This window comes from Streptomyces inhibens (genome assembly GCF_022221585.1).
GTDB lineage: Bacteria > Actinomycetota > Actinomycetes > Streptomycetales > Streptomycetaceae > Streptomyces > Streptomyces inhibens.
Map to the genome: position 1 here is coordinate 4,722,040 of NZ_CP084681.1, position 13,606 is coordinate 4,735,645.

The following is a 13,606-nucleotide window of genomic DNA, read 5'->3' on the forward strand; positions in this document are numbered from 1 at the left end:
CGCAGCACGAACCGGAGCCGACGCCCCCGGCTTAACGGCCGCCATGGCGGGCATACGGGACCAATGGCCCGCGCAGCGCGCTCCCGGACACCGCACCCCGGCATACCGCAAACCCCCCTGCCCCGGCTGCTCCTCACCTGGCTCGACGGCGTACGCACGCTGCCCCGGGCCGTCCGCCGCGACTACCGCTCCCGCCGTACGCCCCCCACCGCCGCCCTCATCGAGCCACCGCACCCCCGCGTCCGTTCCCTCGGCCTGATAGCCGTCACCGTCCTAGGCGCCTGGCTGGGGCTGCTGCTCATCGGCAGCAGCCACGCCCCCGTCGGCCCGATGGACACGACCATGGCGCTGCGCCCCTCACTGACCGGCGGCACCCGGATCAATGTCTCGCCGCTCGGCGACCTGGAACTGAGCAGCCACTACGGGCCCGTACGGCTCGATGTCGATGTCGACCGGCTGGATCCGGTCCGCTCCCAGGCGCTGGTCGACCACCCCGAGCGGTTCTCCGGCCTGCAGGCCGAGGTCACCCGTGACGTCACCCGCGGCGCCGTGGGACTGGCGCTGCACTCCTGTGTCGCCGTGGCGTCCGGCGCCACCGCCCTGGGCCTGGCCGTCTACCGCCGCCCGCGCCGCGCACTGGCCGCCGGCGGTCTGGCGCTCGCCCTGCTCGCCGCCTCCGCGGGCACCGCGTACGCCACCTGGAACCCCCGGTCCGTCTTGGAGCCGAAGTTCTCCGGACTGCTCTCCTCGGCCCCGTCCGTGGTCGGCAACGCCCGCAACATCGTCAGCGAATTCAACGTCTACCAAAAGGAGTTGGCGCGTCTGGTCACCAACGTCACCAAGCTGTACGACGCCACCTCTACGCTGCCGACGTACCAGCCGGACCCCACCACCATCCGGGTGCTGCATGTCTCCGACATCCACCTCAACCCCGGCAGCTGGCAGATCATCGCCTCCCTGGTGAAGCAGTACCGGATCAACGTGATCATCGATACCGGCGACACCATGGACCACGGCTCGGTCGCCGAGAACCACTTCCTGGACCCGGCGTCCGCCCTGGGCGCCCCCTACGTCTGGGTGCGCGGCAACCACGACTCGCGCAGCACCCAGAAGTACCTGACCGGCCGCAGGCACGTCACCGTCCTCGACAACGGCAAGGTCACCCGGATCGCCGGCGTCGGCGACCCGCAGTTCACCCCGGACCGCTCCGTGGTGGCGGCCGGCGAACCCGCCGAGCGCACCGCCGGCGGCCGGCTCGCCGACGCACTGCGCACCCAGCGGCTGGCCGGCACCCCCGTCGATATCGCGCTGGCCCACAACCCCACCGCCGCGACCGAGGCGGACGGCCTGGCCCCGCTGGCGCTGGCCGGCCATCTCCACCACCGCGAGATCACCACGCTCCCCCAGGGCACCCGGCTGATGGTCGAGGGCTCCACGGGCGGCGGCGGGCTGCGCGCGGTGCAGAACAAGAAGCCCGCGCCGGTGCAGGCCTCGGTGCTCTATCTGGACCGGACGACGAAGCGGCTGCAGGCGTGGGACGAGATCACCCTCGGCGGCCTGGGCCTGTCCCGTGCCGAGGTCAGCCGTCATCTCCCCCGGGAGAACCAACCCGGCGCGACGCCCTCGCCGTCCGGTTCATCGCACCCGCCCGGCCCGTCGTCAGGGCCCTCGTCCGGCCCTCGTTCACACCCGGCCCGGGGCTCTTCCGACAGCCACGGGTAAACCGTTTTGGCGAACGGTCCTCCCATCCCATATGCTTCTCACGTCCCCGACGGCGCCGGTAACGACGCCAAGGTGGCCACCAGCCCTCATCGTCTAGTGGCCCAGGACGCCGCCCTTTCAAGGCGGTAGCACGGGTTCGAATCCCGTTGGGGGCACGCATCACCGTGTGCGAGACTGGTTCACGCCGCTCTCGCGCAATGCAAGGTCCTGTGGAGCAGTTTGGAGTGCTCGCCACCCTGTCAAGGTGGAGGCCGCGGGTTCAAATCCCGTCAGGACCGCTGCGGCTGGGTAGCTCAGTTGGTACGAGCGATCGCCTGAAAAGCGATAGGTCGCCGGTTCGACCCCGGCCCCAGCCACACCCTTTGGGAGAAGGCCCCGATTCATCGAATCGGGGCCTTCTTCATATCTGCTCCCCGTCGGCCCCCTCGATGCTCTGCGTGCGCTCACTCTCCGGCCGCCAGAAGATCAGCCGGGCGCCGCCGCTGATGACCGCCATCGCCCCCAGGCCCAGTGCCGCCCGCAGCAGCCGCACATCACCGTCCCAGTCGTGCGGCGCGCCGAAGACCAGCCAGGCGGCGAACGCGATGCCGGCGGCCATCGTCGCGACACCCGCCATCTGTCGTAATCCCTTGTTCATGCGGTCATCTTCGCTCAGCGGCGGGGCGGCACGGTACGGGGGTGGCTGCGTCCGCGACCCGCCGCCTCAGCCGGCCGCCGCATGCGCCGGTGTCACCTCGCGGCCACCCGGATGGCGGTGCCGCCGGCCCCAAAAGACCGTGCAGGAGAGCACCGACCAGCCGGCCAGCACCAGGAACGGGAAGGCGTGCTGGTGGCCGCCGAAGTAGACCGCGGTGTGCTGGGCGTTGACCGAGGCGCCGGGCGGCAGCCAGCGGCCGATGTGGCCGAGGGCGGACGGCAGCAGCGGCCAGGAGACCGCGCCGCCCGAGGAAGGGTTGCCCAGCAGCACCATCAGTCCCCAGGTGGGGATCATCGCCCAGCGCCCCATCAGGGTGTTGAACATCGAGAAGACCATGCCGGAGGTGAACATCGTCAGCGCCAGGATCAGCCAGGACTCCAGGAACGGCAGCCGCAGCGCGCCCAGCCACCAGTCGACCACCGCCGCGATGGCGAAGGCCCCCAGCAGCGCGTAGACCAGGGTGAAGGCGATCCGCTCGGCCGGGTTGAGGGCGCGGGCGTGCACGCTGAGCTGGATCGCCCCGACGAAGCCGACGATCACCGCGGCCAGCGAGATGTAGAACAGCGCCAGCCCGTGCGGGTCGCCCTTCTGCAGCGGCTTGATGTCCTGGACCCGGACGTCCACACCGGTCGCCCGGCCGACCTTCATCCCTGATTCGGCCAGCAGCTGCGCCACCGTCGCGCCCGAGGCGCCGGACACATCCAGCTCCACACCCTTGCCGCGGGCCCGCAGCACCGCGAACTCCTCCTGCTCGTCGACGGCCCGCCGGGCCTCGCCGTACGTGGCGTACCCGGTCAGCCGGAGCGGGGCGTTCAGGGCCTTCTCCATGCCCAGGACGAACGCCTTCTCCTGCGGGGCGTGGCGGTGGCCGACCACGGCGGTCGGGATCTGCCGCGGGGTCGGATCGGCCATGGCGTAGGTGTACGAGCCGGCGAAGAGGCCGGCCGCCGCGGCGACGATGAAGACCAGCACGACCGCGGGGAAGAACGGCGACTCCTTGAAGGCCGTCCATTTCTCCGCCGCGGTCCGGGGCCTGCCGTGTGCACCGCGGTGATCAAACATACGAACACGCTAAAGCAACGATGTCGGACATACCCGGTCAGGTCTCTCGTCCGTGGCGGCCCGGGCGTCCACCATCCGGCCGCGCGGGCAAATGGTTCGCCAGTCGATTGGCCGAGGTGAGATCCTGGGGGACGTATGTCCAGTCAGCCTGCCTCCGCCCTGCCCGACGGCACTGCTCCCACGCTGCCCGACAGCACCGCTCCTACCCTCCCCGCAAGCGCCGCTCCCGCCCTCCCGGCTCTGCAAGAGCGTCTGCCCGAGCTGATGCTGCGCGACCAGCAGCGGCTGGGGCGCCGGCTCGACGGCGCGCGCCGGATCCGTAAGCCCGAGGCCCGGGCCGCCGTGCTCGCCGAGATCGCGGGCGGCATCGACGAGGCGGAGCTGCGGGTCGCCCAGCGGCGGGCCGCGGTCCCGGAGATCAGGTATCCGGAAGAGCTTCCGGTCAGCCAGAAGAAGGACGAGATCCTCGCCGCGATACGCGACCACCAGGTCGTGATCGTCGCCGGTGAGACCGGCTCCGGCAAGACGACCCAGATCCCCAAGATCTGTCTGGAGCTCGGCCGGGGCGTACGCGGTCTGATCGGGCACACCCAGCCGCGCCGGATCGCGGCCCGTACGGTCGCCGAGCGGGTGGCCGAGGAGCTGAGGACCCCGCTGGGCGAGGCGGTCGGCTGGAAGGTCCGCTTCACGGACCAGGTCGGCGGCGACACCCTCGTCAAGCTGATGACCGACGGCATTCTGCTCGCCGAGATCCAGACGGACCGCGAGCTGCGCCAGTACGACACGCTCATCATCGACGAGGCGCACGAGCGCAGCCTCAACATCGACTTCATCATGGGCTATCTGGCGCAGCTGCTGCCCCGGCGCCCGGATCTGAAGATCGTGATCACCTCCGCGACCATCGACCCGGAGCGGTTCGCGCGCCACTTCGGCGCCGTCGCTTCCGTGGACGCGTCCGACACGCCCGATGAGCGGGACACCTCCGGGAGCGCGGACGGGGCGAAGCCGAGCGCGCCGATCGTCGAGGTCTCCGGCCGTACGTATCCGGTCGAGGTGCGCTATCGCCCGCTGCTGGAAGAGGGCGGCCAAGACGCCGACCGCGACCAGATCACCGCGATCTGCGACGCCGTGGACGAGCTGAAGGCCGCCGGGCCCGGCGACATCCTGGTCTTCCTCTCCGGCGAGCGGGAGATCCGCGACACCGCCGACGCGCTCAACAAGAAGGCGCTGCCCGCCACCGAGGTCCTCCCCCTGTATGCGCGGCTCTCGCACGCCGAACAGCATCGCGTCTTCCAGCGCCATACGGGCAGACGGATCGTGCTGGCCACGAACGTCGCCGAGACCTCACTGACCGTCCCGGGCATCAAGTACGTCATCGACCCGGGCATGGCCCGGATCTCCCGCTACAGCTACCGCACCAAGGTCCAGCGGCTGCCCATCGAGCCGATCTCGCAGGCCAGCGCGAATCAGCGCAAGGGCCGCTGCGGCCGTACCAGTGACGGCATCTGCATCCGCCTCTACTCCGAGGACGACTTCCTCTCCCGTCCCGAGTTCACCGACGCGGAGATCCTCCGTACGAACCTCGCCTCCGTCATCCTGCAGATGACCGCGGCCGGCCTCGGCGACATCGAGAAGTTCCCGTTCATCGACCCGCCGGACCGCCGCAACATCAAGGACGGCGTCGATCTGCTGAGCGAGCTCGGGGCGCTGGACGCCAAGCAGAAGGACCCCAAAAAGCGGCTCACCCCGCTCGGGCGCAAGCTCTCCCAGCTGCCGGTCGACCCGCGGCTGGCGCGGATGGTGCTGGAGGCGGACCGCAACGGCTGTGTCCGCGAGGTCATGGTCATCGCGGCCGCGCTGTCCATCCAGGATCCGCGCGAGCGGCCCTCCGACAAGCAGCAGCAGGCCGATCAGCAGCACGCCCGCTTCAAGGACGAGACCTCCGACTTCCTCGCCTTCCTCAACCTGTGGCGCTATATCCGCGAGCAGCAGAAGGAACTGTCCTCCTCGGCCTTCCGCCGGATGTGCCGGAGCGAGTTCCTGAACTATCTCCGGATACGCGAGTGGCAGGACATCTACTCCCAGCTGCGTTCGGTCGCCAAGACCATGGGCATCCACCTCAGCGAGGAGGATGCGGCCCCCGAGCACATTCACACCTCGCTGCTTTCTGGTTTGCTTTCGCACATCGGACTGAAGAATGCCGGGCTGGAGGGCGGGGGCAAAGGGGACGCCAAGAACGAGTATCTCGGCGCCCGCAGCGCCAAGTTCGCGGTCTTCCCCGGCTCCGCGCTCTTCAAGAAGCCCCCGCGCTGGGTCATGTCGGCGGAGCTGGTGGAGACCTCCCGCCTGTGGGCGCGGGTGAACGCCAGGATCGAGCCCGAGTGGATCGAGCCGCTCGCCCAGCACCTGGTGAAGCGGACCTACAGCGAGCCGCACTGGGAACAGAAGATGGCCGCGGTGATGGCGTACGAGCGGGTGACGCTCTACGGCGTCCCGATCGTCGCCCAGCGCAAGATCACCTACGGCCGGATCGACCCGGAGACCTCGCGCGATCTGTTCATCCGCAACGCCCTGGTCGAGGGCGACTGGCGCACACACCACCAGTTCTTCCATGACAACCGCAAACTTCTCGGCGAGGTCGAGGAGTTGGAGCACCGCGCCCGGCGCCGCGACATCCTCGTGGACGACGAGACGCTCTTCGACTTCTACGACCAGCGCATTCCGGCGGATGTGGTCTCCGGCGCGCACTTCGACGCCTGGTGGAAGAAGCAGCAGCGGGAAGAGCCGGAGCTGCTCAACTTCGAGCACTCGATGCTCATCAACGAATCCGCCGAGGCCGTCACCAAGGACGACTACCCGGATTCCTGGCGGCAGGGAAAGCTGAAGTTCAAGGTCACCTACCAGTTCGAGCCGGGCGCGGACGCGGACGGCGTGACCGTCCACATCCCGCTCCAGGTCCTCAACCAGGTCTCCTCCGAGGGCTTCGACTGGCAGATCCCGGGCCTGCGCGAGCAGTTGGTGACGGAGCTGATCCGCTCGCTGCCCAAGCCGATCCGGCGCAACTACGTACCCGCGCCGAACTTCGCGGCCCGCTTCCTGGACTCCACGGTCCCCCTGCAGGGCGCCCTGACGACCTCTCTGGCCGCCGGGCTGCAGCGGATGGTGGGCGTACCGGTCGAGGCCGCCGACTTCGACACCGGCAAGGTCCCCGACCACCTCAAGATCACCTTCCGGGTGGTCGACGAGCGGCGCCACAAGCTGGCCGAGGCCAAGGACCTGGAAGCGCTGCGGCTGAAGCTCAAGCCGAAGACCCGGGCGGCCATCTCCAAGGCCTTCGAGCAGGCCGCCGAGCGGCCCGCCAAGGACCGCAAGGGCGGCGCGGGCGACGGGCCGGCGACGGCCGGACCGGAGCAGCGGACCGGGCTGACGTCCTGGACGATCGGCACGCTGCCGCGCACCTTCGAGACCCGGCGCGGGGGCCAGCCGCTGAAGGCGTACCCGGCGCTGGTCGACGAGGGCAGCAGCGTCGCCGTACGCCTCTTCGACACCGAGGCCGAGCAGCTGACGGCGATGTGGGCGGGCACCCGCCGCCTCATCCTGCTCAACATCCCCTCCAACCCTGCCAAGTTCGCCCAGGACAAGCTGAGCAACCAGCAGAAGCTCGCGCTGTCCCGTAATCCGCACGGCTCGATCGGGGCGCTCTTCGAGGACTGTGTGACCGCCGCCGCCGATCGTCTGATCACGGCCCGGGGCGGTCCGGCATGGGACGAGGAGTCCTTCCGGAAGCTGTTCGACGCGGTCCGCGCCGACCTGGTGGACGTCACGCTGCGGACCATCCAGCAGGTCCAGGAGGTGCTGGCCGCCTGGCAGGCGTGCGAACGCCGGCTGAAGGACACCACGTTCCCCTCGCTGCTGCCGTCGCTGACGGACATCAAGGAACAGCTGGCGGGCCTGATCAAGCCGGGCTTCGTGACTGCGCACGGCGCCAAGCGACTGCCGGACCTGATGCGCTATCTGGTGGCCGCCGACCGTCGGCTGCAGCAGCTGCCCACCAACGCCGAGCGGGACCGCACCCGTATGGCGAAGGTGAAGGAGATGCAGGACGAATACGCCTGGCTGCTGGAGCAGTTCCCGCCCGGCCGCCCGGTGTCGGCCGCGGCCCTGGAGATCCGCTGGATGATCGAGGAGCTCCGGGTGAGCTACTTCGCGCATGCGCTGGGGACCGCGTATCCGGTCTCCGACAAGCGGATCGTGAAGGCCGTGACCGCCGCCGCGCCCTGACGCGCGACGGCCACCGGTATCGAGTTCGACCGCACCCCCTGACCTGCTGTAGAGTCTTGCTTCGCAGCCCGCCGCAAGCGGAAAGCGAAACGCAAGGTCCTGTGGAGCAGTTTGGAGTGCTCGCCACCCTGTCAAGGTGGAGGCCGCGGGTTCAAATCCCGTCAGGACCGCACTTTTACGGCCCGCATCCTCATCGGATGCGGGCCGTTCTGCTGTCCGGATCAGGCCACCCGGCGATGGCGCCGTCGTCGGACACCGCGCATCCCGTCAGGGCCGCACACCGCATGCGGGCCGCCCTGCTGTCCGGATCGGGCCGTCCGCGGCGACTGCGGGCCGTAGCGCGTTTGCCGCTCGCCGTATTGACGGCGGCACGTACCGCCGGTACTCACAGAGGAAGCGTGGGGCCGGGGAGGGATCTGCGATGACGACTGCGGTACGGCACGAGACCAGGGCGCTGCTACGGGCCCATCTGTCAGCCGCCACGGGCTACCGCCATCTGACGCGGCACTGCCCCATCTGCCATCAGCTGCAGCGGCTCGTCATGGAGCCGCACACGGCCCGCTCCGGGCCCGCGGCGCCCGCGTCCGCCCCCGCCCGGTCCGCGCCCGCCCGCGAGCCGTCGGCGGCCGAGGGCGAAAGTCCCGCGGCCCGGTGACCGACGATGCCTGCGCCATGCCCTGTGCGGTGACAGGCTGTTGAGTGTGGCGAGGGAAGTTCTCTACCGCAGCGGACGTATCGTCTTCAAGCGCCATGTCATGTGACGGGTGTCACCGAACAAGTTTGACGGGACAGGGAACTTACACCCCCCCTACAACCGGTCAATTTAATATGTGCAATTGCACCACCCTCGAACAGCGTGTGAACGAGACCGCAGGGTCCGCGGAGAAAGGCCCCCACAGGGCCTCTCAGGACACCCAGAAAGCCGCCCGGGGCGACGCCGGCGCCAGGCCGGCCCGACCGCTCTGACGGGCCCGGGAACGGGCGTACACAAAAAAGATCGCGCTGGACCCGGCGGAGTCCAGCGCGATCGATGACGTACCCAGATGGAGCGGGTGTGGGGCCTGTGGGGCAGGCGCCGCGTCGTATGGAGCTGTGTGGAACGTGGGTGGAGCAGGTCGAGCTATGTGGTGCGAAGTGGGCATTTTCGGGTTGGGGGCCCCGAAAACGACCTGGTTATGCGGTTGTTCAGGCCTCGCTGCGCTGCTGCGGGATGCCCGCAAGCAGTGCGCGGACCTCAGCCTCGCGGTAACGCCGGTGTCCTCCGAGCGTGCGGATGGACGTGAGCTTGCCTGCCTTGGCCCAACGGGTGACCGTCTTCGGGTCCACGCGGAACATCGTGGCAACCTCGGCAGGGGTCAGCAGCGGCTCGGCGTCAGGGGTGCGAGCGGTCATGAGCGGCCTCCTCGGGAGAACCGAACCATCACGGTTCTTTCCTCTAAATTCTGCACCTTGACCCACGTTGCCCGAAATGGCGGACGCGGGCCGAGTCGGTTATAGGACGAACGGCTTGTCCTCGGCACTACAACTACACCATCCGTCCAGCCACGTCGGCCAAACCGATGGAATTGCCCTCTCAGGTGTTCAACCTCGGCGGATGCCGATGGACCGTGCCATAGCGGACAGTCACACGGCCGTGACGATCAGTCACAACGTGCTCAGCCGCCACGAGACCCCTCAAGGAACGCAATACCGATCTATCCGCCCTTAGTTGGACGGAAGGAGCCCACGTCGGGCTCCTTGTCCTATTTTGGCACGAGGGTATGGCTTGGGAGCAAGACCCGAAGTCAGTGCTTTAGGTCACGCTTGAGGCAATCGCCCGGTTAAGGACCTACGTCCCTTACCGCCCAACCACCGAAAAGCGAACACGGCACTTCCGCGCCACGAACCTTTGGCACTTCTTCGGAGCTCAGCTGGAGAACTGACGCTCGCGCACCGCACGCCACCGCTGTGAAAGCTTCTCGTACGCGGCCCCGGCCCGCTCGCCGTCCCCCTCGCGCAGCGCCGCCAGCCCCTCCGCCACTTCCGCGGCGGAACGGTCCTCGGCGAGCTGCCCCTCGGGCACCGCGTGCACCAGCCCTCCGTAGTCCAGCTCCACGAGCGAACGCGGATGGAATTCTTCGAGCCAGCGCCCCACATCTACCAGGCCGTCGATCAGCGGTCCCTCTTCCAGGGCGTCCCGCAGCGTCCGCAGCCCCCGCGCGACCCGCCGTCTGGCCTGCACCATCGGCGTCCGGTAACGCAGCACAGGCGCCTGGTCACTCTTCGCATACTCCCGCTCGCCGTCGTCGAACAGCACGAACCAGCGGACCGGAACATGCCAGGTCGCCGCGCGGATCCACGGTCTGGCGTCCGGGTTGCGCTCGCGCCACCGCCCGTAGTCGGTGGCCGCCTGCCGCCGCACCACCGGGGGCAGCGCCGCATCCAGCACCGACGCCGGCAGCAGCTCCTCCAGCGCCTCCAGGGCCTGCCAGCCACGCAGCCGGGTGCGCCACGGACAGACGCAGGTCACCTCGTTCACGACGGCGATGAACGCGTCCGCGCTCTCGTGGACCGGCACCGGCACCGGCGGGGTCGGCAGCAGATCGGCCAGGGCCCGGCGCTGCTCGTCCTGGGCGGTAGGGGTGTTCTCCCGTTTGGCATAACGCGCCCAGTGCGAGCGCTCCGGCTCGGGGAACGCTGCCAGCGGCTCGTAGACCCGTAGATATGCCATATACGGGACCTTCACCGACGACGCCAACGCCACGCCCGCTCCTTAAAGGAAAGTCCGCCCCCGGGAGATCCCGAGGGCCCCCGACCGGCCTGCGATACGACCAGATCGTCCCACGCCCGTCCCCCGGGAGAGGGTGATCCTCGGCACCTGACCGATCAACCGGCCCCGCAGGTCTTACGCTCTTTTCAACCGGCCCTCCCCACCCGCAGGAGGGCGTCCTTCGCGACTTATGGGAGTCACCACAGTGACTGACGTACGTCCGGCCCCCGCCGGCACCGACGGCGTTCTGCACACCCTGTTCCGATCGGAGCAAGGGGGCCATGAGCAGGTCGTTCTCTGCCAGGACCGCGCCAGCGGCCTCAAGGCCGTGATCGCCATCCACAGCACCGCCCTGGGCCCCGCCCTCGGCGGCACCCGCTTCCACGCCTACGCCTCCGAGGAGGAGGCCGTGCTGGACGCCCTGAACCTCGCGCGCGGCATGTCCTACAAGAACGCCCTCGCCGGGCTGGACCACGGCGGCGGGAAGGCCGTGATCATCGGTGACCCCGATCTGATCAAGACCGAAGAACTCCTGCTCGCCTACGGCCGGTTCGTGGCATCCCTCGGGGGCCGCTATGTCACCGCGTGCGACGTCGGTACGTACGTCGCCGACATGGACGTGGTCGCCCGTACGAACAAGTGGACCACCGGCCGCTCCCCCGAGAACGGCGGCGCCGGCGACTCCTCCGTCCTGACCGCCTACGGCGTCTTCCAGGGCATGCGCGCCTCGGCCCAGCACGCGTGGGGCGACCCGACGCTGCGCGGCCGCAAGGTGGGCGTCGCGGGCGTCGGCAAGGTGGGCCACCTCCTCGTCGAGCACCTCCTCAAGGACGGCGCCGAGGTCGTGATCACGGATGTACGCGGCGAGTCGGTGGACCGTGTCCGCGCCAAGCACCCGCAGGTGGCCGTCGCCGCGGACACCGAGGCGCTGATCCGTACCGAGGGCCTGGACGTGTACGCGCCGTGCGCGCTGGGCGGGGCGCTCAGCGACGACTCGGTGCCGGTGCTGACCGCGAAGGTGGTGTGCGGCGCGGCCAACAACCAGCTCGCGCACCCGGGAGTCGAGAAGGATCTGTCCGACCGCGGCATCCTCTACGCGCCCGATTACGTGGTGAACGCCGGCGGCGTCATCCAGGTGGCCGACGAGCTGCACGGCTTCGACTTCGACCGCTGCAAGACCAAGGCGGCGAAGATCTTCGACACCACACTGGCCATATTCGCTCGTGCGAAGGCCGATGGCATTCCGCCCGCCGCGGCCGCCGACCGACTGGCCGAGCAGCGCATGGCGGAGGCGCGGCACGCCTGACCACGGCCGGAAAAACCGGCCTTGTCGGCCGGAAACACAGCCTTGCGCGGCCCGCCACGGGCGGTCGGGGAGACTTCCCTCACCACCCGTCGGCGGGTCGCCGTACAGGACAGGTTAAAATCGCAGTTGACCAGCGGGGACGGGGCGCCTCGCAGGTCATGCCGAGCGGCGGGTGATGCGGGCGACGTACCGTATGGCCGCGGAAGCAGGTACCGTTAAAGCCCTACGGGCCGGTCTCTCTGTCGAGAGCCCGCTCTGATCCATGAACGCGTGTCAAGACTCTGGGGCCATCGAGCCCCGTCATTGAGGGGGTCGACCCATGGGGCGCGGCCGGGCCAAGGCCAAGCAGACAAAGGTCGCCCGCCAGCTGAAGTACAGCAGCGGTGGGACGGATCTCTCACGACTGGCCGACGAGCTGGGTGCATCACCGTCGAACCAGCAGCCTCCGAACGCTGAGCCGTTCGAGGAGGACGAGGACGACGACCCGTACGCACGGTACGCAGATCTGTACAACAGCGACGACGACGATGAGGACGAGGGCGACTCGTCCCAGCAGCGTCGTCGCGCTTGACCGCTCTGCGCGCTCGCGGCACCCATAACATCATCACGGACCCGGTCCAGGGCTTTGCCCGGGCCGGGTTCTGTGCTGCCCAGATGGCCGCCGCCGTTGCGGCGGCCACACGGCTCAGCTCGTGGCTGCATCTATCGTGAATACGTACCGGTCAGGGTCACAGCCTCGGCGTGGTCGCCACGCTCGACGATCTCACCGCTGACCCAGGCGTCCACCCCGCGGTCGGCGAGCGTGGTCAGGGCGGCCTCCACCGACTCCTGCGGGACGACGGCGATCATGCCGACGCCCATGTTCAGGGTCTTCTCCAGCTCCAGGCGCTCGACCGAGCCGGCCGAGCCGACCAGATCGAAGACCGGACCCGGCGTCCAGGTGGCGCGGTCGACGGTGGCGTGCAGCCCGTCCGGGATCACCCGGGCGAGGTTGTTGGCCAGACCGCCGCCGGTGATGTGCGAGAAGGCGTGCACCTCGGTCGTACGGGTCAGCGCCAGGCAGTCCAGCGAGTAGATCTTGGTGGGCTCCAGCAGCTCCTCGCCCAGCGTGCGGCCGAACTCCGGGACCTCCCGGTCCAGGGCCATGCCCGCCCGGTCGAAGAGCACATGGCGGACCAGCGAGTACCCGTTGGAGTGAAGTCCGGAGGACGCCATCGCGATCACCGCGTCGCCCGTACGGATGCGGTCCGCGCCCAGCACCCGGTCCGCCTCGACGACACCCGTGCCGGCGCCGGCGACATCGAACTCGTCCGCACCCAGCAGCCCCGGGTGCTCCGCGGTCTCACCGCCGACCAGCGCACAGCCGGCCAGCACACAGCCCTCGGCGATGCCCTTGACGATCGCGGCGACCCGCTCGGGGTAGACCTTGCCGACGCAGATGTAGTCGGTCATGAACAGCGGCTCGGCGCCGCAGACGACCAGGTCGTCGACGACCATGCCGACGAGGTCGTGGCCGATGCTGTCGTAGACGCCCATCTTGCGTGCGATGTCGACCTTCGTGCCGACGCCGTCGGTGGCCGAGGCCAGCAGCGGACGCTCGTAGCGCTTCAGCGCCGAGGCGTCGAAGAGGCCGGCGAAGCCGCCGAGTCCGCCGACGACCTCGGGGCGGGTGGCCTTCTTCACCCACTCCTTCATCAGGTCCACGGCGCGGTCGCCGGCTTCGATGTCGACGCCCGCGGCTGCGTAGCTGGCACCAGTGGTCTCGGGCATGGCTGAGAACTTTCGTGTC

Annotated in this window: 10 protein-coding genes and 4 tRNA genes; 9 read left to right on the forward strand and 5 right to left on the reverse strand. The window is 69.4% G+C overall.

The features are described 5' to 3' along the window. Positions 1-63: 63 nt before the first annotated feature. The 4 genes from KI385_RS21555 to KI385_RS21570 all read left to right on the forward strand — a co-directional run bounded on the left by KI385_RS21555 (position 64) and on the right by KI385_RS21570 (position 2,078). Positions 64-1,722: a metallophosphoesterase family protein gene (locus KI385_RS21555; RefSeq protein ID WP_238573822.1), complete on the forward strand. Its 1,659-nt coding sequence runs from the start codon at positions 64-66 to the stop codon at positions 1,720-1,722. 82 nt (positions 1,723-1,804) lie between these two features. Continuing rightward, positions 1,805-1,877: transfer RNA gene (locus tag KI385_RS21560), tRNA-Glu, on the forward strand. 48 nt (positions 1,878-1,925) lie between these two features. After that, positions 1,926-2,000, forward strand: a tRNA-Asp gene (locus KI385_RS21565). A gap of 4 nt (positions 2,001-2,004) precedes the next feature. Beyond that, positions 2,005-2,078, forward strand: a tRNA-Phe gene (locus tag KI385_RS21570). A 44-nt stretch (positions 2,079-2,122) separates the two neighbouring features. On the opposite strand, the gene KI385_RS21575 is transcribed toward KI385_RS21570, so the two are convergent. Beyond that, positions 2,123-2,359 carry a hypothetical protein gene (locus KI385_RS21575; protein ID WP_238573823.1) on the reverse strand — a complete coding sequence of 79 codons (237 nt, stop codon included), beginning with the start codon at positions 2,357-2,359 and terminating at the stop codon, positions 2,123-2,125. A gap of 66 nt (positions 2,360-2,425) precedes the next feature. After that, positions 2,426-3,481, reverse strand: coding sequence for an ABC-2 transporter permease (locus tag KI385_RS21580; protein ID WP_238573824.1), 1,056 nt, complete (start codon positions 3,479-3,481; stop codon positions 2,426-2,428). Positions 3,482-3,745: 264 nt separating this feature from the next. On the opposite strand from KI385_RS21580, the gene hrpA reads away from it, so the two are divergent. The 3 genes from hrpA (at position 3,746) to KI385_RS21595 (ending at position 8,417) form a co-directional block, all read left to right on the forward strand. Further along, entirely contained in the window at positions 3,746-7,762 is a 4,017-nt protein-coding gene (gene hrpA, locus KI385_RS21585; RefSeq protein ID WP_238577786.1) for an ATP-dependent RNA helicase HrpA, read from the forward strand. 95 nt (positions 7,763-7,857) lie between these two features. Beyond that, positions 7,858-7,932 (forward strand) — tRNA-Asp (locus KI385_RS21590). 251 nt (positions 7,933-8,183) lie between these two features. Then, positions 8,184-8,417, forward strand: a complete 234-nt coding sequence (locus tag KI385_RS21595) for a DUF6274 family protein (protein ID WP_238573825.1) — start codon at positions 8,184-8,186, stop codon at positions 8,415-8,417. Between the two features lie 530 nt (positions 8,418-8,947). Here KI385_RS21595 and bldC read toward each other — a convergent pair. Then, positions 8,948-9,154, reverse strand: coding sequence for a developmental transcriptional regulator BldC (bldC, locus tag KI385_RS21600; protein ID WP_003949541.1), 207 nt, complete (start codon positions 9,152-9,154; stop codon positions 8,948-8,950). A 514-nt stretch (positions 9,155-9,668) separates the two neighbouring features. Beyond that, positions 9,669-10,505 carry a DUF8083 family protein gene (locus KI385_RS21605; RefSeq protein WP_238573826.1) on the reverse strand — a complete coding sequence of 279 codons (837 nt, stop codon included), beginning with the start codon at positions 10,503-10,505 and terminating at the stop codon, positions 9,669-9,671. A 196-nt stretch (positions 10,506-10,701) separates the two neighbouring features. Between KI385_RS21605 and KI385_RS21610 the strand changes: the two genes are divergently transcribed. Together KI385_RS21610 and KI385_RS21615 are read left to right on the forward strand one after the other, a co-directional pair. Beyond that, entirely contained in the window at positions 10,702-11,817 is a 1,116-nt protein-coding gene (locus KI385_RS21610) for a Leu/Phe/Val dehydrogenase (RefSeq protein ID WP_128511811.1), read from the forward strand. A gap of 319 nt (positions 11,818-12,136) precedes the next feature. Next, a complete protein-coding gene (locus KI385_RS21615) occupies positions 12,137-12,388 on the forward strand; it encodes a DUF3073 domain-containing protein (RefSeq protein WP_238573827.1) in 252 nt (83 codons plus the stop codon). Positions 12,389-12,519: 131 nt separating this feature from the next. On the opposite strand, the gene purM is transcribed toward KI385_RS21615, so the two are convergent. After that, complete coding sequence (purM, locus tag KI385_RS21620; RefSeq protein WP_238573828.1) at positions 12,520-13,587, reverse strand: phosphoribosylformylglycinamidine cyclo-ligase; 1,068 nt, start codon at positions 13,585-13,587, stop codon at positions 12,520-12,522. Positions 13,588-13,606: the final 19 nt, after the last annotated feature.